We start from the raw sequence: 25,425 nt of genomic DNA, 5'->3' as shown, positions 1-25,425 counted from the left end.
CAATCTCACTCTTCGTCGCTTGGGGCGTCTACCGGGGTCTCGCCCTCGTCCGCCACTTCCACTTGTTCGGTCTCGGCGCCTTCGGCAAGCACTTCGCCTTCGATGTCGTCGTCATCCGAGCCGGACGGCTCCTGGACTCGCTCCAGGCCAACCAGGGTCTCGTCGTCGGCCAGCTTGATCAGGATCACGCCCTGGGTATTACGGCCAGCGCCGCGGACTTCATCGACACGGGTACGCACCAGGGTGCCCTGGTCGGAAATCAGCATGATTTCCTCGCCATCCAGCACCTGCACGGCGCCGACCAGCTTGCCGTTACGCTCGTTGATGACCATGGCGATCACGCCCTGGCCACCACGACCGCGGCGCGGGTAGTCGGCCAGCGGGGTGCGCTTGCCGTAGCCACGCGCGGAGGCGGAGAGGATCTGCGCGCCAACTTCCGGGATCAGCATGGAGATGATGCGTTGCTCGTCGGCCAGGCGCATGCCGCGCACGCCGCGGGCCAGGCGGCCCATGATGCGCACCTTGCTTTCCTTGAAGCGGATCACCTTGCCGGCGTCGGAGAACATCATCACGTCCTTCGAACCGTCGGTGATGGCGGCAGCGATCAGCGAGTCGCCCTCTTCCAATTTCAGGGCGATCAGGCCGTTGGAACGCGGCTTGGTGAACTGGATCAGCGGAGTTTTCTTCACCGTGCCGTAGGCGGTAGCCATAAAGATGTAGGCACCGGTCGGCTCGTCCTGGCTGAAGTCGGAGTCGTCGCCTTCTTCGGCTTCCTCCACCTCGACCACTTCAGCAACCTGCTCGGCGACGACGTCGTCGTCATCGTTCTCTTCGTCGGCGAAGCGTGCACGCACGGCCTCGAGGTCGATCTGCAGCATGGCGGTGATGCGCTCACCCTCGTCCAGCGGAAGCAGGTTGACCAGCGGACGGCCACGCGCAGTACGCGAGGCTTCCGGAATCTCGAAGGTACGCAGCCAGTACACCTTGCCCTTGCTGGAGAACAGCAGCAGGGTGGCATGGCTGTTGGCGACCAGCAGGTGCTCGATGTAGTCCTCGTCCTTCACCCCAGTGGCCGACTTGCCCTTGCCGCCGCGACGCTGGGCCTGGTAGGCGGCCAGCGGCTGGGACTTGGCGTAGCCGCCGTGGGAGATGGTGACGACGCGCTCTTCCTCGGTGATCAGGTCGGCGATGGTCAGGTCGGTCTGCGAGGCCATGATTTCGGTACGACGGGCGTCGCCGAACTCGGCCTTGACCTTCTCCAGCTCCTCGCGGATGACTTCCATCAGGCGCTCTGGGCTGGTCAGGATGCGGATCAGCTCGCCGATCTGAGTCAGGATTTCCTGGTACTCGGACAGCAGCTTCTCGTGCTCCAGACCGGTCAGGCGGTGCAGGCGCAGCTCGAGGATGGCCTGGGCCTGCTCGGGCGACAGGTAGTACTTGCCTTCGCGCAGGCCGAACTGCGGATCCAGATCTTCCGGACGGCAGGAGTCGGCACCGGCGCGCTCGACCATGGCCTCCACGGCACTGGATTCCCAGGCCGCGGCGATCAGGCGTTCCTTGGCCTCGGCCGGGGTCGGCGAGGTCTTGATCAGTTCGATCACCGGATCGATGTTCGACAGGGCGACGGCCTGGCCTTCGAGGATGTGGCCACGCTCACGGGCCTTGCGCAGCTCGTAGACGGTCCGGCGGGTCACCACTTCACGGCGGTGACGGACGAACACCTCGAGCATGTCCTTGAGGTTCAGCATGCGCGGCTGGCCGTCGACCAGAGCCACGACGTTGATGCCGAACACGCTCTGCATCTGGGTCTGGGCGTAGAGGTTGTTCAGCACCACCTCGCCAACTTCACCACGACGCAGCTCGATGACTATGCGCATGCCGTCCTTGTCGGACTCGTCGCGCAGTTCGGTGATGCCTTCGATCTTCTTCTCTTTGACCAGCTCGGCGATCTTCTCGATCAGACGCGCCTTGTTCAGCTGGTACGGCAGCTCGGTGACGATGATCTGCTGGCGGCTGCCGCCCTTGTCCATGTCCTCGATCACTGCACGGGCACGCATGTAGATGCGGCCACGGCCGGTGCGGTAGGCCTCGATGATGCCGGCACGACCGTTGATGATGCCCGCGGTGGGGAAGTCCGGACCGGGGATGTACTGCATCAGCTCGTCGACGGTCAGCTCGGGGTTGTCGATCAGCGCCAGGCAGCCGTCGATCACCTCGGTCAGGTTGTGCGGCGGAATGTTGGTCGCCATGCCCACGGCGATACCGCTTGATCCGTTGACCAGCAGGTTGGGGATCTTGGTCGGCATGACTGCCGGGATCTGCTCGGTGCCGTCGTAGTTGGGCACCCAGTCGACGGTTTCCTTGTCCAGGTCGGCCAGCAGCTCGTGGGCCAGCTTGGCCATGCGCACTTCGGTGTATCGCATGGCCGCGGCGTTGTCGCCGTCCACCGAACCGAAGTTGCCCTGGCCGTCGACCAGCATGTAGCGCAGGGAGAACGGCTGAGCCATACGCACGATGGTGTCGTAGACAGCCGTGTCGCCGTGCGGGTGGTATTTACCGATCACGTCACCGACCACACGGGCGGATTTCTTGTACGCCTTGTTCCAGTCGTTGCCCAGCTCGCTCATGGCGTAGAGCACGCGACGGTGCACCGGCTTCAGGCCGTCGCGCGCATCCGGCAGCGCACGCCCGACGATCACGCTCATGGCGTAGTCGAGGTAGGACTGTTTCAGCTCGTCTTCGATATTGACCGGGAGGATTTCTTTGGCCAGTTCGCCCATGAGAAGCCTGGTTCCTTATTCTGGTGAAACCCCGTCGCACCCTTCCTGGGCAAGACCGGAGTCCGCCGTAGTCGCCCCTGCTTGGCGGCGACTCACGACAAATCAACGAGTTAAGTCGGTTATTGGCGCTATTGGAGTGGCCCGCACGGAGCCACCCGAGAACTGCCGGAGCTTACCACAATCACCCGTGCAGACCTACCCCGCCAGGCAGCGCGACCACAGCCCTCAGTGCAGGCGCTTGCGGCACATGAGTTGCGCCATTTTCGCCGCATCCGGCCGCTCGACTATGCCCTTTTCGGTGATGATCGCGTCGATCAGGTCGGCCGGCGTCACGTCGAACACCGGGTTGACTGCATGCACGTCGGCGGCGATGCGCTGGCCGCCGATATCCAGCAGCTCGCGACCATCGCGCTCCTCGATCGGGATGTCCTCGCCATCTTCCAGGCTCATGTCGATGGTCGAGCTGGGCGCCACCACCATGAAGCGCACGCCGTGGTGCATGGCGTTGACCGCCAGCTGATAGGTGCCGATCTTGTTGGCCACGTCACCATTGGCGGTGATGCGATCGGCGCCGACGATGACCCAGGTGATGCCTTCGGTCTTCATCAGGTGCGCGGCGGCAGAATCGGCATTCAGGCTGACCGGCACGCCCTCGCCCGCCAGCTCCCAGGCAGTCAGGCGCGAGCCCTGCAGCCAGGGCCGGGTCTCGTCGGCGTAGACCCGCTCGACCAGCCCGCTCAGGTGTGCGGCGCGGATAACACCCAGCGCGGTGCCGAAGCCGCCTGTGGCCAGGGCGCCGGTATTGCAGTGGGTGAGCAGCTTCTGCGGACCGTCCTGATGCTTGCGAATCAGCTCCATGCCCAGCTGGGCCATGGTCAGGTTGGCCTCGCGGTCGCTGTCAAAGATGCCGATTGCCTCGGCCTCCAGCACCGCCAGCGCATCCTCGCTCGCCTTGAGCCGCTGCAGGCGCTCGCGCATGCGATCCAGCGCCCAGAACAGATTGACCGCGGTCGGCCGCGAGTCGGCCAGCACCTTGAAGTCACTCTCCAAAGCCGCCCGCCAGTCACCGCCCTCCTCCAGGCGCGCCCGCGCGCCCAGCACCAGACCGAAGGCAGCGGCGATGCCGATGGCCGGCGCGCCACGTACCACCATGCTCTGGATGGCCGCAGCCACGCCAGCAGCCGAATCGTAGGCCAGCCAGGTTTCCTCGCGCGGCAACACGCGCTGATCCAGCAGATACAACATGCCTTCGCGCCACTCGATGGCCTTAACCTTCTCTGCCGCCAACAGTCTGTCGCGCATGACATCCCCACCAGGTGAAACGAAAAGCCGCGGATTATAGCGAGCCACGCCACAGAAGCTCATCTGCGATTTTGCGAGCTAGAGCAGGGCTAGGCGGTAGTGGGCGAGAAAGCGCAGTTTACGAATGGTAAATGAGCATTTCGAGCACAGTACCAACGACGCCCGGCCGACGCGCAGCAGATCGCAGATAGCTTCTCAGTTATACTGCCGCCACTTTTTATTTGCCCGGATAAATGCCATGCCCGAACCGCGCCAGCCGCTCGATCTGCTGCTCCTGCCCACCTGGCTGGTGCCGGTCGAACCCGCTGGCGTGGTGCTCAGGGAACATGGCCTGGGCATCCGCGCCGGCCGCATCGTGCTGATCGCACCACGCGCCGAGGCCCTGCGCCATCCAGCCACGCAAGTGCGCGAGTTGCCGGACTGCGTACTCACCCCCGGCCTGGTCAATGCCCACGGCCACGCGGCCATGACCCTGTTCCGCGGCCTGGCCGACGACCTGCCGCTGATGAGCTGGCTGCAGGACCATATCTGGCCCGCCGAAGCCAAGTGGGTCGACGAGGAGTTCGTCCGCGACGGCACCGAACTGGCCATCGCCGAGCAGCTCAAGGGCGGCATCAGCTGTTTCTCCGACATGTACTTCTTCCCGGAAGTAGCCAGCGAACTGGTGCACAAGAGCGGCATCCGCGCCCAGCTGACCATCCCGGTGCTGGACTTCGCCACTCCCGGCGCCCGCGATGCCGAGGAAGCCCTGCGCAAGGGCCTGCGCCTGTTCGACGACCTCAAGCAGCACCCACGGATCAAGGTCGCCTTCGGCCCCCACGCGCCCTACTCGGTCAGCGACGACAAGCTGCAGCAAGTGCTGATGCTGGCCGAGGAACTGGACGCCGGCATCCACATGCACGTCCACGAGACCGCCTTCGAAGTGCAGCAGAGCCTGGAGCTGCACGGCATGCGCCCACTACAGCGCCTGGCCGAACTGGGCCTGCTCGGCCCGCGTTTCCAGGCCGTGCACATGACCCAGATCAGCGACGAAGACATCGCCCTGCTGGTAGAAAGCAACAGCAGCGTGATCCATTGCCCGGAGTCCAACCTCAAGCTGGCCAGCGGCTTCTGCCCGGTGGAGAAGCTCTGGCAGGCCGGGGTCAACGTCGCCATCGGCACCGACGGCGCCGCCAGCAACAACGACCTGGACCTGCTCAGCGAGGCCCGCACCGCCGCCCTGCTGGCCAAGGCCGTGGCCGGCAGCGCCACCGCCCTGAATGCTCACGCCGCGCTGCGCATGGCCACCCTGAACGGCGCCCGCGCCCTGGGCCTGGACGACGACATCGGCTCCCTGGAACGGGGCAAGCTGGCCGACCTGGTCGCCTTCGACCTCTCCGGCCTGGCCCAGCAACCGGTCTACGACCCGGTTTCGCAGCTGATCTACGCCGGCAGCCGCAGCTGCGTGAAGCACCTGTGGGTCGGCGGCAAGCAACTGCTCGACGACGGTCGCCTGACGCGCCTGGACGAGCAGCGCATTTCCGCCAACGCGCGCGCCTGGGGCGAGCGCATCGCTGCCAAACACTGAATTCGTTTTCGAGACTTTTTAAGAGCACGCCATGAGCAACGTCGACCACGCCGAAATCGCCAAATTCGAGGCCCTCGCCCACCGCTGGTGGGACCGCGAGAGCGAGTTCAAGCCGCTGCACGACATCAACCCGCTGCGCGTCAACTGGATCGACGAGCGCGTCGGCCTGGCCGGCAAGAAGGTGCTGGACGTCGGCTGCGGCGGCGGCATCCTCAGCGAATCCATGACCCAGCGCGGCGCCAACGTCACCGGCATCGACATGGGCGAGGCCCCGCTGGCCGTGGCCCAGCTGCACCAGCTGGAGTCCGGGGTGAACGTCGAGTACCGGCAGATCACCGCCGAGGCGCTGGCCGAGGAGATGCCCGGCCAGTTCGACGTGGTCACCTGCCTGGAGATGCTCGAGCACGTGCCCGATCCATCCTCGGTGATCCGCGCCTGCTACAAGATGGTCAAGCCCGGCGGCCAGGTGTTCTTCTCCACCATCAACCGCAACCCCAAGGCCTACCTGTTCGCCATCGTCGGCGCCGAGTACGTGATGCGCCTGCTGCCGCGCGGCACCCACGACTTCAAGAAGTTCATCCGCCCCTCCGAGCTGGGTGCCTGGAGCCGTGCCGCCGGTCTGACCGTCAAGGACATCATCGGCCTGACCTACAACCCGCTGACCAAGCACTACAAGCTGGAAGCGGATGTGGACGTCAACTACATGATCCAGACCCTGCGCGAGGAGTAAGGCGCATGACCCTGCGAGCGGTTCTCTTCGACATGGACGGCACCCTGCTGGATACCGCGCCGGACTTCGTCGCCGTGTGCCAGGCCATGCTTGCCGCGCGCAATCTGGCGCCGGTGGACGACCAACTGATCCGCGACGTGGTCTCTGGCGGTGCCCGCGCCATGGTCTCTGCCACCTTCGGCATGGAAATCGGCGCCGAGGGCTTCGAGGCCCTGCGCCTGGAATTCCTCGAGCGCTACCAGCAGCACTGCGCGGTACTCAGCAAGCCGTTCGACGGCATGCTCGAGCTGCTCGGCGACATCGAGGCCTCGCGCCTGATCTGGGGCGTGGCCACCAACAAACCGGTGACCTTCGCCGAACCGATCATGCAGCAACTGAACCTCGCCGAGCGCTCGGCGGTGCTGGTCTGCCCGGACCACGTGCCGCGCAGCAAGCCGGCGCCGGACATGCTCCTGCTGGCCTGCGAGAAGATCGGCGTGGCTCCCGCCGACGTCCTGTTCGTCGGCGACGATGCCCGCGACATCGAGGCCGGGCGCGCCGCCGGCTGCAAGACCGCCGCCGTCACCTACGGCTACATCCACCCCGAAGACAATCCGCGCCACTGGGGCGCCGATGTGGTGGTGGACCATCCCCTGGAGCTGCGCGCCGTGCTCGACCGCGCCCTGTGCAGCTGCTGACCCTTATTCACGCATCAACGAGACTTCACTCATGTTCGACTACAGCGCCCGCCCCGACCTGCTCAAGGGTCGCGTGATCCTGATCACCGGTGCCGGCCGCGGCATCGGCGCCGCCGCCGCCAAGACCTACGCCGCCCACGGCGCCACCGTACTGCTGCTGGGCAAGACCGAGGAAAGCCTCAACCAGCTGTATGACGAGATCGAGGCCGCCGGCCACCCGCAGCCGGTGGTGATTCCGTTCAACCTGGAAACCGCCCTGCCGCACCAGTACGACGAACTGGCCGCCACCATCGAAGCCGAGTTCGGCCGCATCGACGGCCTGCTGCACAACGCCGCCATCGTCGGCCCGCGCACGCCGCTGGAGCAGTTGTCCGGCGACAACTTCATGCGCGTCATGCAGATCAACGTCAACGCCATGTTCATGCTGACCAGCACCCTGCTGCCGCTGCTCAAACTGTCGGAAGACGCCTCAGTGGTGTTCACCTCCAGCAGCGTCGGCCGCAAGGGTCGCGCCTACTGGGGCGCCTATGGCGTGTCGAAGTTCGCCACCGAGGGCCTGATGCAGACCCTGGCCGACGAAGTCGAGGGCATCGCCCAGGTTCGCTCCAACAGCATCAACCCCGGCGCCACCCGCACCGGCATGCGCGCCCAGGCCTACCCCGGCGAGAACCCGGCCAACAACCCGCTGCCGGAAGACATCATGCCGGTCTACCTGTACCTGATGGGCCCGGACAGCAAGGGCGTCAACGGCCAAGCATTCGACGCACAGTGAGCCGAAGCGGCCGCCGGTTTTCCGGCGGCTCGCTAAGGACTGGCATCAAATTGCCAGCACCCGCGTCAAAGAGGTGGCAATTTCTTGCCGTACGAAGCGGCAGATTTAGATTCAAGATACTGATTTAAAACACTTTTTATAAAGTGGCACAGAATTCGCTGTATCTCGATCGTCAAGGCGCATCGGCGCCAGAGGTCGAGCAACATGGTCCCGCACAATCCTTCCAACACCATCGATTTCGATGCCGCCAAACTGCAGCGCCTGGGCTATGCTAGCCGCACTCAGCGGCTGCTCAAGCCGGTCAGCCTGGCGCAACTGCGCCAGCAACTGAGCCTGCAACTGCAGACATCCCTGGAAGCCGACCGCATCCTCGACCTGTTCTTCCATGAAGTACAACGCCTGGTCCCGATCAGCGCGCTGAGCTATCAGCTGGCCGCCTGCGACCTGCGCCTGGAACTCGGCGAACGCGCCAACCACTCGGCCAGCTACCGCCTGAGCCATCAGGGCGAGTACCTGGGCGAGCTGACCTTCCGCCGCAATCAGCGCTTCAACGACGAAGAGCTGGGCCAGCTGGAGTCGCTGCTGGCCAGCCTGCTGTTCCCGCTGCGCAACGCCCTGCTCTACCGCGCCGCCCTGCAGAGCGCGCTGCGCGATCCGCTGACCGATACCGGCAACCGCATCGCCATGAACCAGGCCATGCAGCGCGAGATCGACCTGGCCCGCCGCAGCCTGCAGCCGCTGTCGGTGCTGATGCTCGACATCGACCACTTCAAGAACATCAATGATCGCTTCGGCCACGCCACCGGCGACGAAGTGCTGAAAGCCGTGGCCGGTTCGCTGAAGAACAGCCTGCGCAACATCGACATGGTGTTCCGCTACGGCGGCGAGGAATTCCTCGTGCTGCTGGCCAACACCAGCCGCGAAGCCGCACAGATGGTTGGTGAGCGCCTGCGCCTGGCGGTACTGGGCCTGCAGTACCTGGAAGAAGGCCGCGCCCTGGAGCTGTCCATCAGCCTCGGCTGCGCCACCCTGCTGCCGGGCGAATCCAGCGACAGCCTGCAGCGCCGCGCCGACAACGCGCTGTACGTGTCCAAGCGCGAAGGCCGCAATCGCCTGTCGATGGCCGGCTGAGAAACGCCGGACAACAAAAAGGGGCTCCTGGGAGCCCCTTTTTCATTGCCTGCAATCAGCGCTTGCGGCCGAAGCCTGGGCGCTGACCATCGCCACTCGGCGGCCGCTTGTTGCCGCCCGGCGCAGCCGGACGCGGCTTGCGGGCCGGACGATCGGACGCGTCACCCGCCGGACGCGGAGTGCGCTTGCGCTCCACATCGGAAGGCCGCTCGGCCACCGGAGTACCACGACCACCTTCGCGACGCTCGCCGCTCGGCTTGCGAGGTGCGCGCTGCGGGCGATCTTCGCCACGCGGGGCACGGGCCGGACGCTGCTCGGAGGTTTCCGCCGCGCCGTCCTGGGCCGGGCGCAGCACGCGCTTGGGCCGCTCGTTGCGGCTCATCGGCCGGGAGGCCTTGCGCTGCAGGCGCTCGAGTTTGTCGCGGGTCTTCTCGTTCATCGCCGGCAGAGCCATGGGCTTGAGACCGACTTCCTCGCTGAGGATGTCCAGCTCGCGCTGGCCCATCTCGCGCCAGCGACCCATCGGCAGGTCGGAGGTCATGAACACCGGACCGAAGCGCACGCGCTTCAGGCGGCTGACCACCACGCCCTGGGATTCCCACAGGCGACGCACTTCGCGGTTGCGACCTTCCATCACCACGCAGTGGAACCAGCGGTTGAAGCCTTCACCGCCCGGTGCTTCCTTGATGTCGGTGAACTTGGCCGGGCCGTCTTCTAGCATCACGCCGGCCTTGAGCTGCTCAAGCATCTCTTCGGTGACTTCACCACGCACGCGCACGGCGTACTCGCGGTCCATCTCGTAGGAAGGGTGCATCAGGCGGTTGGCCAGCTCGCCGTCGGTCGTGAACAGCAGCAGGCCGGTGGTGTTGATGTCGAGACGACCGATGTTGATCCAGCGGCCCTCTTTCGGCCGCGGCAGGCGGTCGAACACAGTGGGGCGGCCTTCCGGGTCGTCACGGGTGCAGATCTCGCCTTCCGGCTTGTTGTAGATCAGCACGCGGCGCACGGTCTGCGTGATGTCTTCACGCTTGAGCAGCTGGCCGTCGACGCTGATGGCGTCACGCAGCTCGACGCGCGCGCCGAGGCTGGCGACAGCGCCATTGACCTTGACGCGGCCATCGGTGATCCATTGCTCGATGTCGCGGCGCGAGCCGAGGCCAGCGCGGGCCAGGACTTTCTGCAGCTTCTCGCCGCTGGGGCCGGTTTCTAGTTCGGATTCGCTCATCTGGGCACCTCCCGGTGTAACTGAGGACAAAAAGGCCGCGCATCATACGCGGATCGCCGGCAACACGCACGGCCGACTGACTATAGACCGCTCAACGGGTCTTGCGCCGCCCGGTCGCCTCGAAGGCCAACAGGCGCAGGTCGGCTTCCGCCAGCAGGGCGAAGCGCTCGGCCTTGTCGAGCTTCTTCCAGGCTTTGATCTCGCGCTTGCTGCGCCCGCAGCCGACGCAGATGTCGGCGGCGAACTCGCAGACCTTGATACAGGGGCTCTTGCTCATGACGGCGTCCTGAGGAAATGGCGCCGCCAGCATAGGTCGACAAGGCTTCAGGCCGGGATTGAAAGTCTCAATGCCCGCGATGCCCAATTCCTCAATGCAGGGTGTCGTCGGCGCCCAGCGCCTCGCCCTCAGCGTCGCCCGGTGCCTCTGCCGGATCTTCCTCAACCCGCTGCAGGTCGTCGAAGTCGATCTTCAGCCCCTGCTCCATCTGGTCGAGCTCGGCCAGCAGGCTGCGGAAACTGGTTTCGTCACGCGGCTCGGCCGGCTCCTCGCCGGATTCGGCATCCACCCGCGCCTGCAGCTCGGCCGGCACTGGCAGGTCGTCGTCCAGCGCCAGCATGGGTTCCGGCTCCAGCTCGCGCAGGGCGGCCAGCGGCGGCAGCTCTTCCAGGCTCTTCAGGTTGAAGTAGTCGAGGAACACCCGGGTGGTGGCGAACATCGCCGGCTTGCCCGGCACGTCGCGATAACCGACCACGCGAATCCAGTCGCGCTCCAGCATGGTCTTGATGATCTGGCTGTTGACCGCCACGCCGCGTACATCCTCGATCTCGCCACGGGTGATCGGCTGGCGATAGGCGATCAGCGCCAGGGTCTCGAGCATGGCGCGGGAATAGCGCTGCGGACGCTCCTCCCACAGGCGGCCGACCCAGGGCGAGAACTTCTCGCGAATCTGCAGGCGGTAGCCGGAGGCCACTTCCTTCAGTTCGTAGGCACGCCCGGCGCAGGACTGGCGCAAGACTTCCAGCGCTTCGCGCAGTTGCGCCGGCTCCGGGCGCTCTGCCTCCTCGAACAGCTCGCCGAGACGCTCCAGCGACAGCGGCCGGCCCGAGGCGAGCAGCCAGGCTTCGAGCAGGGAGGCGAGTTCTTGGGGATCGGCGAGGTTCATCTATTCGGCTCGGGCACGGACGTGGATAGGCGCGAAGGGCTCATTCTGCACCAGTTCCACCAGTTGTTCCTTGATCAGTTCGAGCACCGCCATGAAGGTGACGACCACGCCGAGACGCCCCTCCTCCGCGCCGAACAGCTCGACGAAAGGCACGAAGCCGGCGCCTTTGAGGCGCTCCAGCACCTCGCTCATGCGCTCGCGGGTAGACAGCGTCTCGCGGGTGATCTGGTGGCTCTCGAACATGTCGGCGCGGCGCAGCACCTCGGCCATGGAGAGCAGCAGCTCCTCCATGCTCACGTCCGGCAGCAGCTTGCGCGCCCGCGCATCGGGCGCCGCCACGCTCGGCACATGCAGGTCGCGGCCGACCCGCGGCAACTCGTCGATGCCCTCGGCGGCGGCCTTGAAGCGCTCGTACTCCTGCAGGCGGCGGATCAGCTCGGCGCGCGGGTCATCTTCTTCCTCCTCGGCCTCGGCCGAGCGCGGCAGCAGCATGCGCGACTTGATCTCGGCCAGCATGGCGGCCATCACCAAGTACTCGGCCGCCAGCTCCAGGCGCACCGACTTCATCAGCTCGACGTAGCCCATGTACTGCTTGGTGATCTCGGCCACCGGGATGTCGAGGATGTCGATGTTCTGCTTGCGGATCAGGTACAGCAGCAGGTCTAGCGGACCTTCGAAGGCCTCGAGGAAGACTTCGAGGGCGTCCGGCGGGATATACAGGTCCAGCGGCAGCGCGGTAACCGCCTGGCCATAGACCAGGGCGAACGGCAGTTCCTGCTGGGCGCCGGCCTGGCTGTCCTGCTCCGGAAGCTCGCTCAAGCGGCGTCCTCCTGGAACGGGCTCGGGTCGCCGCAGCCGACGCGGATCACTTCCGGCTCGCCGTCGGCCAGGTTGATCACCGTGGATGCCTCCAGGCCGCCGTAGCCGCCATCGATGATCAGGTCGACCTGATGCTCGAGAACCTGGCGCATCTCGTAGGGATCGCTCATCGGCAGATCTTCGCCGGGCATGATCAGACTCACGCTCATCAGCGGCTCACCGAGCTGCTCGGCCAGGGCCAGGGCGATGGGATGGGACGGCACGCGCAGGCCGATGGTGCGCCGTTTGGGATGCAGCAGCATGCGCGGCACCTCGCGGGTGGCACCAAGAATGAAGGTGTAGGGCCCGGGCGTATGCGCTTTGAGCAGGCGGAAGGCCGCCGTGTCGACCTTGGCGAACAGGCCGATCTGCGACAGGTCGCTGCACACCAGGGTGAAGTTGTGCTTGTCGTCCAGCTGGCGCAGGCGGCGGATGCGCTCGACCGCGCCCTTGTCACCGATCAGACAGCCGATGGCGTAGGAGGAGTCGGTCGGGTAGACGATCACCCCGCCGCTACGGAGGATTTCCACCGCCTGCTTGATCAGGCGCGGCTGGGGATTTTCCGGATGGACCTGGAAAAACTGGCTCATGAACTCTCCCTGTTCAGGCGGAAGCAAGGCGTGCATGGTCGAAGCGCTCCCATAGAGGAGACAAATCTTCCGGCAACGGACGGTACATACCCAGCTCCGACCAGTCTCCCGGTGCGTGGAAGTCGCTGCCGACACTGGCCAGCATGCCGAACTCGCGAGCCAGGATGGCCAGGCCGCCGACCTGCTCGGCCGGCTGCAGGCCATTCACCACTTCCAGGGCATGGCCACCGGCGGCGATGAAGTCGGCCACCAGGCGGCGCCGTTTGCTGCGAGTAAAATCGTACTGCCAGGGATGCGCCAGGCTGATCCAGGCTCCGGCCGCCTTGAGCGTGCCGACCGCCTGCTCCAGGCTCGGCCAGTGCTGCTTGACGTCACCCAGCTTGCCCGAGCCCAGCCACTTACGGAACGCCTCGGCGTGGTCACGCACGTGGCCGGCGCGCACCAGGAACTCGGCGAAGTGCGGGCGCGCCGGCGCGTTGCCGCTGTCGCCCAGGCCCTGCTGTATGGCGCGGGCGCCCTCGAGGGCACCGGGCATGCCCTTAGCCGCCAGGCGCCGGTCGATTTCCTCGGCACGCAGCCAGCGGCCCTGGTGCAGCTCCGCGATGGCCTGGCGCAGCGCCGGAGCATCGGTGGCGAAGGCGTAGCCGAGCACATGGATGGTCGCGCCACCCCAGGTGCAGGACAGTTCCACGCCGTTGACCAGGCGCATGCCCAACTGCTCGGCGGCGCTGCGCGCCTCGTCGAGGCCTTCCAGAGTGTCGTGGTCAGTCAGCGCCAGCAGTTCGACGCCTCGCCCGTGGGCGCGCGCGACCACCTCGGCGGGCGCGAGAACGCCGTCTGAAGCGGTGCTATGGCAGTGCAGATCGACCTTCATGGCGCGTCTTTCGTTAATGGGGTTGTTTGTTATTATGCCGCCACATCCCGCTTCTGGCTGCCGCCGTGAAACAATTCATCGATTTCGTCCCGCTCATCCTGTTCTTCATCGTCTACAAACTCGATCCGCGCAACGTCGAACTGGCCGGCCAGGCCTTCGAGCTGGGCGGCATATTCAGCGCCACCGCGGTGCTGATCATCAGTTCGATCGTGGTCTACGGCATCCTGTTCCTGCTGCAGCGCAAACTGGAGAAAGGCCAGTGGCTGACGCTGGTCGCCTGCCTGGTCTTTGGCGGCATGACCCTGGCCTTCCACAGCGAAACCTTCCTCAAGTGGAAGGCGCCGGTGGTCAACTGGCTGTTCGCCCTCGCCTTCGCCGGTAGCCACTTCATCGGCGACAAGGTGCTGATCCAGCGCGTCATGGGCCACGCGATCAACCTGCCACAGCAGATCTGGAGCCGCCTGAACCTGGCCTGGGTGGCCTTCTTCATCTTCAGCGGCTGCGCCAACCTGTTCGTTGCCTTCACCTTCCACGACTTCTGGGTCGACTTCAAAGTCTTCGGCAGCCTCGGCATGACCGTGCTGTTCCTGGTCGCGCAAGGTGTCTACCTGGCACGCCACATCCATGACGACGCCCCTCAGCAAAGCAAGGACTGACATGCTCTACGCCATCATCGCCAGCGACGCCCCCGAATCCCTGGAAAAACGCCTGGCCACTCGCCCGGCCCACCTGGCCCGCCTGGAGCAGCTGAAGAGCGAAGGCCGCCTGGTCCTCGCCGGCCCACACCCGGCCATCGACAGCAACGACCCGGGCGCAGCCGGCTTCTCCGGCAGCCTGATCGTCGCCGAGTTCGAATCCTTGGCCGCCGCCCAGAGCTGGGCCGACGCCGACCCTTACCGCGCCGCGGGCGTCTACGCCAACGTGCTGGTCAAACCCTTCAAGCAGGTACTGCCCTGATCTGACGACTGACGCAGGCCCATAAGAATAATTCGCAAACTGGAGATCCCCATGCGCCAAGGCCCGCTGTACCTGTTGCTCTCCGCTCTCTGCGTCACGCCTGTCCTGCAAGCCGAAGAATCCCAGCCGCTGCCGCTCAACCCAGTGCCGGCCCAGGCCCCAGCCCTGGCGCCAACCCACGAGAGCACCAGCCAGGTCGCCACGCTGCAACAGCAGCTGGCCGAGAGCCAGCGCCAGCTCGGCGAGCTGCAGGCCGCCGCCTCCGGGGAGCGCGAGGGCGCACAGATTAGCCGCCTGCGCCAGGACAACCAGCGCCTCAAGCTGCAGCTCAAGCAGGCCCAGGCCGAACAGCCGCCGCGCCTGCTCAGCGAACAGCAACTGTGGTTCGCCATCGGCTCCGGTACCGCCCTGCTCGCCTTCGTCATCGGTCGCCTGAGCGCTGGCGGCCGGAACAAACGCCGCAGCGAGTGGGTCTGAGCGGCGCTCAACCACTCCCCGCCCGGAACCAGCCCCGACCATGACCGACCTGCTGCTGATCGACGACGACCGCGAACTCTGCGAGCTGCTGGCCAGCTGGCTGCAGCAGGAAGGCTTCAATGTGCGCGCCTGCCATGACGGCATCAGCGCGCGCACAGCACTGGCCGAACCGGCGCCGGACGCGGTGATCCTCGACGTGATGCTGCCCGACGGCAGCGGCCTGGAGCTGCTCAAGCAGCTGCGCGCCGAGCACGCCGACCTGCCGGTACTGATGCTCTCGGCACGCGGCGAGCCGCTGGACCGCATCCTCGGCCTGGAGCTGGGCGCCGACGACTACCTGGCCAAGCCCTGCGACCCACGTGAGCTGACCGCCCGCCTGCGCGCCGTGCTGCGCCGCAGTCAGCCGGTGGCAGCGCCCTCGCGCCTGGAACTGGGCGATCTCAGCTACAGCCCGCAGCGCGGCGTCGCCAGCATCGGCGACCACGAAATCACCCTGACCCTGTCCGAGGGCCGCATCCTCGAGGCGCTGCTGCAACAGCCCGGCGAGCCGCTGGACAAGCAGGCGCTCTCGCAGCTCGCCCTGGGCCGCAAGCTGACCCTCTACGACCGCAGCCTCGACATGCACGTCAGCAACCTGCGCAAGAAGCTCGGCCCGCACCCGGACGGCCGCCCGCGCATCGTCGCCCTGCGCAGCCGCGGCTATTACTACGCCGCCTGAGAACCTGTGCAAACTTTGAACAGGTTCTGAGCCTTTACCGAGCCTTTACCCTCGCCTGACCGCGCTTGACCTTGCCGTCCCTAGACTGAGCTCATCCGGTAACCCACCGGTTTCGAGACAAGGAGACACACCATGCGCAAGACCCTCACCGCCCTGCTTCTCGCCGCCAGCCTGCCGACCATCGCCCTGGCCATGCCCGAAGGCTCCCCGTGCAACAAGCCGATGCACGGCGAACATCGCGGCCATGGCGGACGGATGCTCAAGGACCTGGATCTCAGCGCCGAGCAGCGCGAGCAGGTTGGCAAGCTGATGCGCGAGCGCAAGGACGACCCGCGCGAGATCACCCAGAAGTACCTGGACAAGCTGCCCCAGGCCGATCGTGATGCCCTGAAGAAGGAGCTGGAGACCGCCCGCCTGGAGCACGACAAGGCCTTCCGTGCGATCCTCACCCCTGAGCAGCAGAAGACCTTCGACGCACGCAAAGCCGATATGGAAAAACGCCGCGCCGAACGTGCCGAGTTCGAGGCCTGGAAAGCCGAGAAAGACAAGCAGGCCCAATAATCCAGCGTTACCCGGCCCGGCTCCATGAGCCGGGCTTTGCTATTTGAGGAGTTCCCATGCGTTCACTGTTCTGGCGCATCTTCGCCAGCTTCTGGCTGGCCGTGGCACTGGTCGCCGGCCTCTCGCTGCTGCTGGGCAGGGCGCTGAACCAGGACGCCTGGGTACTCGCCCACCACCCGGCCCTGGACAACCTCGCCGAGCGCTGGAGCGACATCTACCAGAGCAAGGGCCCGGAGGCCGCCCAGCGCTACCTCGAGCGGCGCAAGATGCGCTACCGGGTCGACACCCAGGTGCTCGACGACAGTGGCCAGCCGCTGGTCTACGGCACCTTCCCGCCGCGCGCTGCCGCGCTGGAGGCGCGCCAGGACAAACGCCGCCTGCCCTGGCGCCGGCTGACCGAGGAATACCAGGCGCCCAACGGGCAGACCTACCTGTTTATCTACCGTATTCCCCATCCAGACCTGATGGAATGGCACCGCCAGAGCCTGTTCTGGCCGCTCAGCGCCCTGGCCATCGCCCTGGTGGTGCTGACTGCCATCAGCCTGTTGCTGACCCTGTCCATCACCCGCCCGCTGGGCCGTCTGCGCGGTGCGGTGCATGACCTGGGCCAGGCTGCCTACCAGCAGAACAGCCTGGCGCGCCTGGCCAATCGGGGTGACGAGTTCGGCGTGCTGGCCCGCGACTTCAACCGCATGGGCTCGCGCCTGCAAGACCTGATCGGCAGCCAGCGCCAGCTGTTGCGGGACGTCTCCCACGAGCTGCGTTCGCCACTGGCGCGCCTGCGCGTGGCCCTGGCCCTGGCCGAACGTGCCGAGCCGGCCCAGCGTGAGCAGCTGTGGGGACGCCTAACCCAGGAGTGCGATCGCCTGGAGGCGCTGATCGCCGAGATCCTCGCCCTCGCCCGCCTGGACGCCGACCCCGGCACGCCGCAGCCGGTGGACCTGCGCCAGTTGCTCGATGGTTTGCTGGAGGATGCCGCCCTGGCCGCACCCGAGCAGCAACTGCAGGTACGCATGGACAGCCGCCCGGTAGCGCTACAGGGCTGGCCGGACATGCTCGGCCGCGCGCTGGACAACCTGCTGCGCAACGCCCTGCGCTTCAATCCCGCAGGACAACCCATCGAGGTGGAGGTCACGCCGCAGGCCGAGCGGCTGCACATCGCCGTGCGCGACCACGGCCCTGGCGCGCCGGCGGAGATCATCGAGCACCTAGGCGAGCCATTCTTCCGCGCGCCGCACCAGGATGCTCCGGGCCACGGCCTGGGTTTGGCCATCGCCCGCCGCGCGGCGGAGCGGCATGGCGGCAAACTGCTGCTGGCCAATCACCCGCAGGGCGGCTTCGTCGCCACCCTGGAGCTGCCGCTACCGCAGTGACGAGCCGTCAGCCCTGCCAGGCGCTGACGTAGCCCGCGGTATCGAGTGCCGGCGGGCTGCGTCGCTCGCCCTCGAAGCTGCCGAGATAGAGGAAACCGACGACCTTCTCGTTGGCCGCCAGGCCGAGGCCGGCCAGTACGTGCGGGTGGTGCGCCAGCGGGCCGGTACGCCAGATCGCGCCGAAACCCAGCTCCTGGGCCGCCAGCAGCACGCCATGGGCGGCGCAGCCGGCCGACAGAATCTGCTCCTCCTGCGGCACCTTGGGGTGCTCGCTGAGGCACGCCACCACGACCAGCAGCAGCGGTGCGCGCAGCGGCATGGCGCGGGCCTTGTCCAGCACCTCCGCCTTGTTCGTCGGGTCCTGCGCCTGGGCCTGGGCGAACAGCTCGCCCAGGCGCCCGCGCGCCTCGCCCTCGATGGTGATGAAACGCCACGGCCGCAGCTGGCCATGGTCCGGCGCACGCAGCGCGGCGCGGAACATCAGCTCGCGCTGGGCGGCATCCGGCGCCGGCGCCAACAGGCGGCCGACGGAAACGCGGTTGAGCAGCAGATCAAGGGCTTGCATGGCCGACTCCCAGGGAAACAGGCGGCCATTCTAGGGGTTGCAGACGTTACGCGCCAAAGCTGGCGTTAACCCGGTGGCGCTCAGGCCACCTGTTCCGGCATCAGCGGTGGCGTGAGCGGCGGCAGGCCATAGGCGGCGCGAGCGGCGTCGCAATGCGGATTGTGCTGGCCATCCTCCCAACTGGCGGTGAACTCCCGGCAGGTGCTGGAGCGCTGCTCGTAGATACTGCAGCGGGTGCCGCAACCGACCGTGCCCTGTAGCCCGACGCAGCGCACCGGCTTGGTCGTGGTTCCAAGCATGGCCACGTGGTAGGGACCGATCTGTTCGACCAGGTGGTCAGGCACCGTGCCACCGGAAGACTGGCATTCGCCCCAGTAGAAGGACACGCGGAAGTTGGCGCAACAGGCGCCACAGCTGAGGCAGGGGTGATTGTCGGACATGGCACGGACGGGATGGGCCGGGCGAGTGCCGGCGAATGGAGGCGTATTCTATGAATCGGCTCGCCGTTGTGAAGCCCCCACACAGCGGATTTACAGGCCATGGCGCCAAGGTAGAATGGCGCCCCACCGCAGCCCCGCCGTCCGGCGCACTAGACTCAAGGCAATTGCGCGGAAAGGAACCCGATGTCCCTGCCTACCCTACGCATTCTCGCCTTCATCAACGGCATCTTCCTGGTCACCCTGGCGGTGAGCATGCTGGTCCCGGTCGGCACCCTGATGGTGTTCAAGCAGCCCCAGGGCATCAACGCCTTCCTCTGGTCGAGCCTGATCACCTTCGTCGCCGGCATCGCCATGATCGCCCAGGGCCGCCCGCAGCACGGCCAGCTGCGCCCGCGCGACATGTACATGCTGACCGTTTCCAGCTGGGTACTGGTGTCGATCTTCGCCACCCTGCCGTTCATCTTCACCCAGCACGCCAGCTTCACCGACGCCTACTTCGAAAGCATGTCGGGCATCACCGCCACCGGCGCGACCATCTTCACCGGGCTGGACAGCATGTCGCCGGGCATCCTGATCTGGCGCTCGCTGCTGCACTGGCTCGGCGGCATCGGCTTCATCGCCATGGCCGTGGCGATCCTGCCGATGCTGCGCATCGGTGGTATGCGCCTGTTCCAGACCGAGTCCTCGGACCGCTCGGACAAGGTCATGCCGCGCTCGCACATGGTGGCCAAGTACATGGTGGTGGCCTATGTCGGCCTCAGCGCCCTGGGCGTACTGGGCTTCTGGCTGGCCGGCATGAGCCTGTTCGATGCCATCAACCATTCCATGTCGGCCATCTCCACCGGCGGCTTCTCCACCTCGGACGCCTCCCTGGCCAAGTGGCAGCAGCCTGCCGTGCACTGGGTGGCGGTGGTGGTGATGATCTGCGGCAGCCTGCCGTTCGTGCTCTACGTCTCGACCCTGCGCGGCAACTTCCGCGCGCTGATCCGTGACGAGCAGGTGCGCGGCTTCATGTTCATGCTGATCGGCAGCTGGCTGGTGCTGGCCACCTGGTACACCCTGACCACCAAGCTGCACTGGTTCGAGGCGCTGCGCCACGTGGCGGTGAACACCACCTCGATCATGACCACCACCGGCTTCGCCCTTGGCGACTACAGCCTGTGGGGCGGCTTCTCGACCATGCTGTTCTTCTACCTGGGCTTCGTCGGCGGCTGCTCCGGCTCCACCGCCGGCGGCCTCAAGGTGTTCCGTTTCCAGGTCGCGTTCATCCTGCTCAAGGCCAACCTGATGCAGCTGGTGCACCCGCGCGCGGTGATCAAGCAGCAGTACAACCGCCACCGCCTGGACGAAGACATCGTCCGCTCGATCCTGGCCTTCTCGTTCTTCTTCACCATCACCATCGCCGCCCTGGCGCTGGCGCTGAGCCTGTGCGGGCTGGACTGGATCACCGCGCTGTCCGGCGCGGCCAGCACGGTATCCGGCGTGGGACCGGGCATGGGACCGGTCATCGGCCCGGCCGGCAACTTCTCCAGCTTGCCGGACACGGCCAAGTGGCTGTTGAGCGCCGGCATGCTGCTAGGCAGGCTGGAAATCCTCACCGTACTGGTGCTGCTGCTCCCCGCCTTCTGGCGCCACTGACGCGCAACGTGGCAAAGCTACTGCGCGCCCCTCTGGCGTCGTTGCGTCCTCGCTCAAGGCTCGCCTAGCAGACGCTATGTCTCGCCTTTCGCTGCGGGGCGCCTAGCCAGCAGGCCGCTCGCTACGCTTTGCCACGCTGCGCACACCGAGCTGCCTGCGTGTCTCACAGCCGCGCGCGGTACTCGCCCGGAGTGGCATCGAACCAGCGGCGGAAGGCACGGAAGAAGTTGCTGGGATCGGCGAAGCCGAGCAGGTAGGCGATTTCCAGCAGGGTCAAGTTGGGCTGGGCCAGGTACTGCTCGGCCAGCTCGCGGCGGGTGTCGTCGAGCAGTTGCTGGTAGCTGGTGCCTTCTTCCTGTAGGCGACGCTGCAGGGTGCGCTCGGACAGCAGCAGCGCCTGGGCCACCGCCTCGCGCTTGGGCTCGCCCTGGGGCAGCAGGCGGCACAGCACCTGGCGCACCTGGTGGGTCACCCGGCTCTCGGAGAAGCGTGCCAGGTACTCGCCGGCAAAACGGTCGTGCAGCTGCGCCAGCGCTTCGTTGGCGCTGGGCAGCAGCGCCTCCAGGTCGGTGCGGGAGAACAGCAGCGAATAGTGCTCGGCATTGAACTCCAGCGGCGCCTGGAACGCCTGCTGGTACAGCTCGCGATTGGCCGGTGCGCCACCCTGGAAATTCACCCGGCGCGGCGTGATCGACTTGCCGGTGAGCCAGCGGCAAAAGGCCAGGCAATAGGCCAGCGATGCCTCGGCGCTCTGTTTGGCCGGCGGCAGGCGGTCACCGTGAATCGCCAGGATCAGCTCGTAGCCTTCCGGGTGTGGACGCAGGCTGAGGTCGGAGCCCTCGGCGATGATGCGCTGGTAGCGCACCAGGCGATTGAAACCTTCCAGGAGGTTGCGGCTGGACATCAGCGCGTAGCCCACCACGTGGAACGACGACGGCCGCACCACCCGCGCCATGTTCAGGCCGATAGCCGGGTTGCCGGAGGCTTCCACGGCCAGGTGCCAGAGACGGGTCATGGCGTCCTGCGGAAAGCGCGCATCCGGGTCGTTGAGGGCCTGGTAGTCCAGCTCCAGGCGCTCGAACAGCTGGCGGCAATCCACGCCGCTCAGCTCCAGCGCCTGGACGATGCCGGAAGCCCAGCTGGAAGAGGTGGTACGTTCGCTCATCGGCTTTGTTGTTCTATGAATCGCACGGGTTGGCGGCGCAAGAATACTAACCCCGTGGCGCAGGAGCCATACCATCATGGACCAGGTGAATCGCGCCCTCGCTCCTCGGCCCATGCGCTGGCGCGCAATGTCGTTTAGGATTCCGCTGACAACGCAGGCCACCCAGCACAGGAAGATATGAGCATGGTCGGTTCGGATGACGAGCTGCGCGAGACCGAGGAACGCCTGGACCGAAGCACGGCCGAGCCCGCGCAGGACAATGGCGACGCAGATGCCGAGGAACAGCCGCTGCTCAACGATGTGGCCCCGTCCAGCCCCGAGGATGTCGCCCGGAAGATCCTGCGCGACGCGCTGAAGTCCTTCCCCATCCCGGGCAAGAAGTGAGCCGCCTCGCCTGAATGGCGGCGCGCTGGGATACTAAACTGGCACTGTATGTCACTGGCCGCCGGGTACCGCCCGCGTAGACTGCGACCAACAATGACAGGAGGTACGCCATGAGCGCTGAAACCACCGCACGCTTCAACAGCTTCGCAGAGTTCTACCCCTACTACCTGCAGGAGCACAGCAACGACGTGTGCCGCCGCCTGCACTATGTCGGCAGCCTGCTGGTGCTGAGCATCCTCGCCTACGCCATCGTCACCCAGCAGTGGCTGTGGCTGGTGGCCCTGCCCTTCGCCGGCTACGGCTTCGCCTGGGTCGGCCACTTCGTCTTCGAGAAGAACAAGCCGGCCACCTTCAAGTACCCGCTGTACAGCCTCATGGGCGACTGGGTAATGCTCAAGGACGCCTTCACCGGCCGCATCCGCTTCTGAGTCGAAGGCAACGCCAGTGCTGCTGGCGGGACCGTGCCCGCCGCAGCGCCTCCGTGATCCTGCATAACAACAAGAGAACAGCCGGATGAACGCTCACGCACGCTTCACCCATATGGAAGACGGCACGGCAGACGACTGGGCCATCATCGCCAAGGATTTCGCCCAGTACGCCAAACTGCTGCCGGATCGCATCCTCACCCACCTGCGCCTGCTGGATGGTGACTTCGGCGGCTTCCCGGTCGACCGCCTGACCCACTCGCTGCAGACCGCCACCCTCGCCCACCGCGATGGCCGGGACGAGGAGTACGTGGTCTGCGCCCTGCTCCACGACATCGGCGATACCCTCGGCTCCTACAACCACGCCGATATCGCCGCAGCCATCCTCAAGCCGTTCGTCAGCCCGGAGAACCACTGGATGATCGAGAAACACGCGATCTTCCAGGGCTACTACTTCTTCCACCACCTGGGCATGGATCGGCACCTGCGCGAGCAGTTCAAGGATCACCCGCAGTTCCAGGCCACCATCGAGTTCTGCGCCCGCTACGACGCCGCGGCCTTCGACCCGGAAGCCGAAGCACTGCCGCTGGAGTTCTTCGAACCCATGCTGCGCCGCGTCTTCGCCCAGCCCAAGCAGTCGCTGTACAAGGCGGCCATGAGCTGATTCGCGGCCATCCGGCGGCCGAGCTTGGCCGCCGGCCATGGGCTGGTTATGATCCCCCGGCCCGAATTACTCCTGGCTCAGGTCTTGCAGACCGACCAGACGCCCGTCAGAGGCGCCAGAAAAACATCAGGGATCGCTGCATACATGAAGCCTATCGTCCGGGAAGCTCCCCAGGCACCTTCTGCCCCGCTGCTGCGCGAATACTATTCGCGGGTGCTGGCCTATATCGCCCCTGCCGCCGCCCTGGCCGCCGGCACCTACGTCAACCACTTCGGCTACGACATCCTCTGGCTGGTGCCCTACGCCCTGCTGTACCCGCACCTGGCGCATCACCTGGGCAACCGTTTCAAGCGTGATTACCCGCAGCAGACCACGCTGATCCTGCTGTTCATCGACGCCATCCACGCCGGCGCCGCCGTCGTGCTGATGGGCTTCTCGGTGGTGCCGGCGCTGATGTTCCTGCTGACGCTGGGCTTCAGCTCACTGGTTGCCGGGGGGCTGCGCAACATGGGCGTCGCCCTGCTGGTGGCCGCCGGCAGCGTGGCGCTGAACACGGCGCTGATCCGCCCGGAGATCAACGTCGCCACACCCAACCTGGTGTCGCTGGTCAGCATCCTGCTTACCACCCTGTACGTCTGCATCACCGCCTTCTTCGTCCACGAGCAGGGCATGCGCCTGAACCAGGCGCGCAGCGAGATCAAGCGCGAGCAGGAAAAGGCTGCACGCCTGGCCCGCAACCTGGCCAAGTACCTGTCGCCGCAGGTCTGGGAAATGATCTTCAGCGGCAAGAAGCACGTGCGCCTGGAGACCCAGCGCAAGAAGCTCACCGTGTTCTTCTCCGACATCAAGGGCTTCACCGAACTGACCGAAGAGCTGGAGGCCGAGCAGCTCACCGACGTGCTCAACACCTACCTCAACGAGATGTCGAAGATCGCCCTCAAGCACGGCGGCACCATCGACAAGTTCGTCGGCGACAGCGTGCTGGTGTTCTTCGGCGACCCAAGCAGCCAGGGCGCCAAGAAGGACGCGGTGAACGCCGTTTCCATGGCCATCGCCATGCGCAAGCACATGAAGGTGCTGCGCCAGCAGTGGCGCGCCCAGGGCATCACCAAGCCGCTGGAGATCCGCATGGGCCTCAACACCGGCTATTGCACCGTGGGCAACTTCGGCGCCGACACGCGCATGGACTACACCATCATCGGCCGCGAAGTGAACCTGGCCAGCCGCCTGGAAAGCTCTTCCGAGGCCGGCGAGATCCTCATCTCCCACGAGACCTACTCGCTGGTGAAAGACCTGATCATGTGCCGCGACAAAGGCCAGATTGCGGTCAAGGGCTTCAGCCGCCCGGTGCAGATCTACCATGTGGTGGACCACCGCCGCGACCTGGGCGCCCGCTCCAGCTACGTCGAGCACGAGATGCCGGGCTTCTCCATGTACCTGGATACCAACGGCATCCAGAACTACGACAAGGAGAAGGTCATCCAGGCCCTCAACCTGGCCGCCGAGAAGCTGCGCGACAAGGTCATCCTCTAGCCCGCGCCTCGATCAGCCAGCAGGCCGCCGGGAACTCGACCCGGCCGCCCTTCACGAAGGGCTCGAAGGCCTGCCGCAGCCGCGCCAGCAGCGCGGCTCTCTCCTCCTCCGGTAACTGCTGCAGCACCAGGCCCACCGGCCCCAGCCGGCTCAGGTAGGGCTGCAGTGCGGCTTCCGGCATGCTCAGCGGCACGTCCAGTGGCCGAATCCCTATATCGTCCCAGCCAGCGGCCTGCAGGATGCCGTGCACCCGTGCGGCATCGGCGAAGGCGAACTGGCCCGGCGCACCGGGCCGGCGCAGCGGCAGCGCCGGCAACCAGGGCGCCGCCGCACGCTCGGCGCAGACCATGAAGGGATTGTCCTCGGCGCCACGCCAGGCCAGCAGTCGCATCCGTGCCCCGCTGGCGGCCCCCCGCCGCAGATTGGCGAAGGCCGCCTGTGGATCGGCGAAGAACATCACGCCGAAGCGCGAGATCAGCCAGTCGAAGGAGTTCTCGGCAAAGTCATGCGCCTGGGCATCGGCGCAGACGAAACGCGCCGGATTGCCCGCACTCTCAGCGCGCATTTGCGCCAGTTCCAGCATGGGCGCCGAGATATCGATGCCCAGGCAATCACCACTGATATCGGCGGCGGCCAGGCTGGTCGCCCCGGTGCCGCAGCCGATATCCAGCACCCGCGCGCCGGCACCAAGGCCCTGCAAAAGCGGTGGCAGCAGCGGTGAAAACAGTGCGTCGAGCAGTTGCTGGGAATCGACCCAGGCCTGGCCACCCGGGCCATTCCACAGGCGCTGCTGGTTGTCGAACAGGTTTGGCGTGGTCATGCGGTGCTCCCATCGAATGGCTGATGGGAGCAGCTT

General features: G+C 66.2%; 28 protein-coding genes. 16 read left to right on the top strand and 12 right to left on the bottom strand.

All coding sequences use genetic code 11. The features are described 5' to 3' along the window. Positions 1 to 5: 5 nt before the first annotated feature. Both gyrA and mtnA read right to left on the bottom strand, forming a co-directional pair. Positions 6 to 2,780 carry a DNA gyrase subunit A gene (gyrA, locus tag PTT45_RS10070; RefSeq protein ID WP_273813075.1) on the bottom strand — a complete coding sequence of 925 codons (2,775 nt, stop codon included), beginning with the start codon at positions 2,778 to 2,780 and terminating at the stop codon, positions 6 to 8. A gap of 225 nt (positions 2,781 to 3,005) precedes the next feature. Then, positions 3,006 to 4,082: an S-methyl-5-thioribose-1-phosphate isomerase gene (gene mtnA / locus PTT45_RS10065; protein ID WP_273813074.1), complete on the bottom strand. Its 1,077-nt coding sequence runs from the start codon at positions 4,080 to 4,082 to the stop codon at positions 3,006 to 3,008. Between the two features lie 238 nt (positions 4,083 to 4,320). Here mtnA and PTT45_RS10060 point away from each other — a divergent pair, with 238 nt between their 5' ends. From PTT45_RS10060 to PTT45_RS10040, 5 genes are all read left to right on the top strand, one after another. Beyond that, positions 4,321 to 5,649, top strand: a complete 1,329-nt coding sequence (locus tag PTT45_RS10060; RefSeq protein WP_273813073.1) for a TRZ/ATZ family hydrolase — start codon at positions 4,321 to 4,323, stop codon at positions 5,647 to 5,649. Between the two features lie 31 nt (positions 5,650 to 5,680). After that, a complete protein-coding gene (gene ubiG / locus PTT45_RS10055; RefSeq protein WP_273813072.1) occupies positions 5,681 to 6,379 on the top strand; it encodes a bifunctional 2-polyprenyl-6-hydroxyphenol methylase/3-demethylubiquinol 3-O-methyltransferase UbiG in 699 nt (232 codons plus the stop codon). 5 nt (positions 6,380 to 6,384) lie between these two features. After that, on the top strand, positions 6,385 to 7,056 hold the full coding sequence (gene mupP, locus PTT45_RS10050) for an N-acetylmuramic acid 6-phosphate phosphatase MupP (RefSeq protein WP_273813071.1): 672 nt from the start codon (positions 6,385 to 6,387) through the stop codon (positions 7,054 to 7,056). Positions 7,057 to 7,087: 31 nt separating this feature from the next. Beyond that, positions 7,088 to 7,828 carry a YciK family oxidoreductase gene (locus PTT45_RS10045; protein ID WP_273813070.1) on the top strand — a complete coding sequence of 247 codons (741 nt, stop codon included), beginning with the start codon at positions 7,088 to 7,090 and terminating at the stop codon, positions 7,826 to 7,828. 204 nt (positions 7,829 to 8,032) lie between these two features. Beyond that, a complete protein-coding gene (locus tag PTT45_RS10040; RefSeq protein ID WP_273813069.1) occupies positions 8,033 to 8,959 on the top strand; it encodes a GGDEF domain-containing protein in 927 nt (308 codons plus the stop codon). Between the two features lie 55 nt (positions 8,960 to 9,014). Here PTT45_RS10040 and rluB read toward each other — a convergent pair whose 3' ends face one another. The 6 genes from rluB to PTT45_RS10010 form a co-directional block, all read right to left on the bottom strand. Next, positions 9,015 to 10,184, bottom strand: a complete 1,170-nt coding sequence (rluB, locus tag PTT45_RS10035; RefSeq protein ID WP_273813068.1) for a 23S rRNA pseudouridine(2605) synthase RluB — start codon at positions 10,182 to 10,184, stop codon at positions 9,015 to 9,017. Positions 10,185 to 10,275: 91 nt separating this feature from the next. Then, the gene (locus PTT45_RS10030) at positions 10,276 to 10,461 is read right to left on the bottom strand and encodes a DUF1289 domain-containing protein (protein ID WP_273813066.1); all 186 of its coding nucleotides are present in this window, start codon (positions 10,459 to 10,461) and stop codon (positions 10,276 to 10,278) included. Between the two features lie 91 nt (positions 10,462 to 10,552). Continuing rightward, positions 10,553 to 11,347: an SMC-Scp complex subunit ScpB gene (gene scpB, locus PTT45_RS10025; protein WP_273813064.1), complete on the bottom strand. Its 795-nt coding sequence runs from the start codon at positions 11,345 to 11,347 to the stop codon at positions 10,553 to 10,555. Beyond that, a complete protein-coding gene (locus PTT45_RS10020; RefSeq protein WP_273813299.1) occupies positions 11,348 to 12,106 on the bottom strand; it encodes a segregation and condensation protein A in 759 nt (252 codons plus the stop codon). It lies immediately after the preceding gene. A gap of 56 nt (positions 12,107 to 12,162) precedes the next feature. Beyond that, positions 12,163 to 12,795 (bottom strand): L-threonylcarbamoyladenylate synthase, encoded by a 633-nt coding sequence (locus tag PTT45_RS10015; protein WP_273813062.1) that lies wholly within the window; start codon positions 12,793 to 12,795, stop codon positions 12,163 to 12,165. Between the two features lie 13 nt (positions 12,796 to 12,808). Further along, the gene (locus PTT45_RS10010) at positions 12,809 to 13,669 is read right to left on the bottom strand and encodes a PHP domain-containing protein (protein ID WP_273813061.1); all 861 of its coding nucleotides are present in this window, start codon (positions 13,667 to 13,669) and stop codon (positions 12,809 to 12,811) included. 65 nt (positions 13,670 to 13,734) lie between these two features. On the opposite strand from PTT45_RS10010, the gene PTT45_RS10005 reads away from it, so the two are divergent. The 6 genes from PTT45_RS10005 to PTT45_RS09980 all read left to right on the top strand — a co-directional run bounded on the left by PTT45_RS10005 (position 13,735) and on the right by PTT45_RS09980 (position 17,755). Further along, positions 13,735 to 14,325, top strand: a complete 591-nt coding sequence (locus tag PTT45_RS10005) for a septation protein A (protein WP_273813060.1) — start codon at positions 13,735 to 13,737, stop codon at positions 14,323 to 14,325. A 1-nt stretch (position 14,326) separates the two neighbouring features. Continuing rightward, positions 14,327 to 14,626 (top strand): YciI family protein, encoded by a 300-nt coding sequence (locus tag PTT45_RS10000; protein WP_273813058.1) that lies wholly within the window; start codon positions 14,327 to 14,329, stop codon positions 14,624 to 14,626. Between the two features lie 51 nt (positions 14,627 to 14,677). Then, positions 14,678 to 15,103, top strand: a complete 426-nt coding sequence (locus tag PTT45_RS09995) for a hypothetical protein (RefSeq protein WP_273813056.1) — start codon at positions 14,678 to 14,680, stop codon at positions 15,101 to 15,103. Between the two features lie 40 nt (positions 15,104 to 15,143). Then, positions 15,144 to 15,821: a response regulator transcription factor gene (locus PTT45_RS09990; RefSeq protein ID WP_273813055.1), complete on the top strand. Its 678-nt coding sequence runs from the start codon at positions 15,144 to 15,146 to the stop codon at positions 15,819 to 15,821. 132 nt (positions 15,822 to 15,953) lie between these two features. Further along, positions 15,954 to 16,382 (top strand): Spy/CpxP family protein refolding chaperone, encoded by a 429-nt coding sequence (locus tag PTT45_RS09985; protein WP_273813053.1) that lies wholly within the window; start codon positions 15,954 to 15,956, stop codon positions 16,380 to 16,382. 56 nt (positions 16,383 to 16,438) lie between these two features. Then, on the top strand, positions 16,439 to 17,755 hold the full coding sequence (locus PTT45_RS09980; protein WP_273813052.1) for a sensor histidine kinase: 1,317 nt from the start codon (positions 16,439 to 16,441) through the stop codon (positions 17,753 to 17,755). 7 nt (positions 17,756 to 17,762) lie between these two features. Here the strand turns inward: PTT45_RS09980 and PTT45_RS09975 are convergent, their stop codons facing one another. Both PTT45_RS09975 and PTT45_RS09970 read right to left on the bottom strand, forming a co-directional pair. Then, on the bottom strand, positions 17,763 to 18,320 hold the full coding sequence (locus PTT45_RS09975) for a nitroreductase family protein (RefSeq protein WP_273813051.1): 558 nt from the start codon (positions 18,318 to 18,320) through the stop codon (positions 17,763 to 17,765). An 80-nt stretch (positions 18,321 to 18,400) separates the two neighbouring features. After that, positions 18,401 to 18,760, bottom strand: coding sequence for a YkgJ family cysteine cluster protein (locus PTT45_RS09970; RefSeq protein WP_273813050.1), 360 nt, complete (start codon positions 18,758 to 18,760; stop codon positions 18,401 to 18,403). Positions 18,761 to 18,943: 183 nt separating this feature from the next. Between PTT45_RS09970 and PTT45_RS09965 the strand changes: the two genes are divergently transcribed. Then, a complete protein-coding gene (locus PTT45_RS09965; RefSeq protein ID WP_273813049.1) occupies positions 18,944 to 20,398 on the top strand; it encodes a TrkH family potassium uptake protein in 1,455 nt (484 codons plus the stop codon). Between the two features lie 163 nt (positions 20,399 to 20,561). Here the strand turns inward: PTT45_RS09965 and PTT45_RS09960 are convergent, their stop codons facing one another. Then, positions 20,562 to 21,563: an AraC family transcriptional regulator gene (locus tag PTT45_RS09960; protein WP_273813048.1), complete on the bottom strand. Its 1,002-nt coding sequence runs from the start codon at positions 21,561 to 21,563 to the stop codon at positions 20,562 to 20,564. Positions 21,564 to 21,746: 183 nt separating this feature from the next. Between PTT45_RS09960 and PTT45_RS09955 the strand changes: the two genes are divergently transcribed. From PTT45_RS09955 to PTT45_RS09940, 4 genes are all read left to right on the top strand, one after another. Further along, positions 21,747 to 21,947, top strand: a complete 201-nt coding sequence (locus PTT45_RS09955; RefSeq protein ID WP_273813047.1) for a hypothetical protein — start codon at positions 21,747 to 21,749, stop codon at positions 21,945 to 21,947. 110 nt (positions 21,948 to 22,057) lie between these two features. Then, entirely contained in the window at positions 22,058 to 22,375 is a 318-nt protein-coding gene (locus PTT45_RS09950; RefSeq protein WP_273813046.1) for an Mpo1-like protein, read from the top strand. Positions 22,376 to 22,460: 85 nt separating this feature from the next. Then, complete coding sequence (locus tag PTT45_RS09945) at positions 22,461 to 23,036, top strand: HD domain-containing protein (RefSeq protein ID WP_273813045.1); 576 nt, start codon at positions 22,461 to 22,463, stop codon at positions 23,034 to 23,036. 144 nt (positions 23,037 to 23,180) lie between these two features. Next, complete coding sequence (locus tag PTT45_RS09940) at positions 23,181 to 24,569, top strand: adenylate/guanylate cyclase domain-containing protein (protein ID WP_273813044.1); 1,389 nt, start codon at positions 23,181 to 23,183, stop codon at positions 24,567 to 24,569. Here PTT45_RS09940 and PTT45_RS09935 read toward each other — a convergent pair. Then, a complete protein-coding gene (locus PTT45_RS09935; RefSeq protein ID WP_273813043.1) occupies positions 24,559 to 25,389 on the bottom strand; it encodes a class I SAM-dependent methyltransferase in 831 nt (276 codons plus the stop codon). The genes PTT45_RS09940 and PTT45_RS09935 overlap by 11 nt on opposite strands. Positions 25,390 to 25,425 lie beyond the last annotated feature (36 nt).

This window comes from Pseudomonas sp. Gutcm_11s (assembly GCF_028649395.1).
Classification (GTDB): domain Bacteria; phylum Pseudomonadota; class Gammaproteobacteria; order Pseudomonadales; family Pseudomonadaceae; genus Aquipseudomonas.
The sequence above is the reverse complement of the archived record's forward strand: the minus strand, read 5'-3'. Positions and strand labels throughout refer to the sequence as shown.

Coding starts and splice junctions, on each gene's coding strand:
- gyrA (WP_273813075.1), bottom strand. CDS start 2,780: ATGGGCGAACTGGCCAAAGAAATCCTCCCGGTCAATATCGAAGACGAG.
- mtnA (WP_273813074.1), bottom strand. CDS start 4,082: ATGCGCGACAGACTGTTGGCGGCAGAGAAGGTTAAGGCCATCGAGTGG.
- PTT45_RS10060 (WP_273813073.1), top strand. CDS start 4,321: ATGCCCGAACCGCGCCAGCCGCTCGATCTGCTGCTCCTGCCCACCTGG.
- ubiG (WP_273813072.1), top strand. CDS start 5,681: ATGAGCAACGTCGACCACGCCGAAATCGCCAAATTCGAGGCCCTCGCC.
- mupP (WP_273813071.1), top strand. CDS start 6,385: ATGACCCTGCGAGCGGTTCTCTTCGACATGGACGGCACCCTGCTGGAT.
- PTT45_RS10045 (WP_273813070.1), top strand. CDS start 7,088: ATGTTCGACTACAGCGCCCGCCCCGACCTGCTCAAGGGTCGCGTGATC.
- PTT45_RS10040 (WP_273813069.1), top strand. CDS start 8,033: ATGGTCCCGCACAATCCTTCCAACACCATCGATTTCGATGCCGCCAAA.
- rluB (WP_273813068.1), bottom strand. CDS start 10,184: ATGAGCGAATCCGAACTAGAAACCGGCCCCAGCGGCGAGAAGCTGCAG.
- PTT45_RS10030 (WP_273813066.1), bottom strand. CDS start 10,461: ATGAGCAAGAGCCCCTGTATCAAGGTCTGCGAGTTCGCCGCCGACATC.
- scpB (WP_273813064.1), bottom strand. CDS start 11,347: ATGAACCTCGCCGATCCCCAAGAACTCGCCTCCCTGCTCGAAGCCTGG.
- PTT45_RS10015 (WP_273813062.1), bottom strand. CDS start 12,795: ATGAGCCAGTTTTTCCAGGTCCATCCGGAAAATCCCCAGCCGCGCCTG.
- PTT45_RS10010 (WP_273813061.1), bottom strand. CDS start 13,669: ATGAAGGTCGATCTGCACTGCCATAGCACCGCTTCAGACGGCGTTCTC.
- PTT45_RS10000 (WP_273813058.1), top strand. CDS start 14,327: ATGCTCTACGCCATCATCGCCAGCGACGCCCCCGAATCCCTGGAAAAA.
- PTT45_RS09995 (WP_273813056.1), top strand. CDS start 14,678: ATGCGCCAAGGCCCGCTGTACCTGTTGCTCTCCGCTCTCTGCGTCACG.
- PTT45_RS09990 (WP_273813055.1), top strand. CDS start 15,144: ATGACCGACCTGCTGCTGATCGACGACGACCGCGAACTCTGCGAGCTG.
- PTT45_RS09985 (WP_273813053.1), top strand. CDS start 15,954: ATGCGCAAGACCCTCACCGCCCTGCTTCTCGCCGCCAGCCTGCCGACC.
- PTT45_RS09980 (WP_273813052.1), top strand. CDS start 16,439: ATGCGTTCACTGTTCTGGCGCATCTTCGCCAGCTTCTGGCTGGCCGTG.
- PTT45_RS09975 (WP_273813051.1), bottom strand. CDS start 18,320: ATGCAAGCCCTTGATCTGCTGCTCAACCGCGTTTCCGTCGGCCGCCTG.
- PTT45_RS09970 (WP_273813050.1), bottom strand. CDS start 18,760: ATGTCCGACAATCACCCCTGCCTCAGCTGTGGCGCCTGTTGCGCCAAC.
- PTT45_RS09965 (WP_273813049.1), top strand. CDS start 18,944: ATGTCCCTGCCTACCCTACGCATTCTCGCCTTCATCAACGGCATCTTC.
- PTT45_RS09960 (WP_273813048.1), bottom strand. CDS start 21,563: ATGAGCGAACGTACCACCTCTTCCAGCTGGGCTTCCGGCATCGTCCAG.
- PTT45_RS09955 (WP_273813047.1), top strand. CDS start 21,747: ATGGTCGGTTCGGATGACGAGCTGCGCGAGACCGAGGAACGCCTGGAC.
- PTT45_RS09950 (WP_273813046.1), top strand. CDS start 22,058: ATGAGCGCTGAAACCACCGCACGCTTCAACAGCTTCGCAGAGTTCTAC.
- PTT45_RS09945 (WP_273813045.1), top strand. CDS start 22,461: ATGAACGCTCACGCACGCTTCACCCATATGGAAGACGGCACGGCAGAC.
- PTT45_RS09940 (WP_273813044.1), top strand. CDS start 23,181: ATGAAGCCTATCGTCCGGGAAGCTCCCCAGGCACCTTCTGCCCCGCTG.
- PTT45_RS09935 (WP_273813043.1), bottom strand. CDS start 25,389: ATGACCACGCCAAACCTGTTCGACAACCAGCAGCGCCTGTGGAATGGC.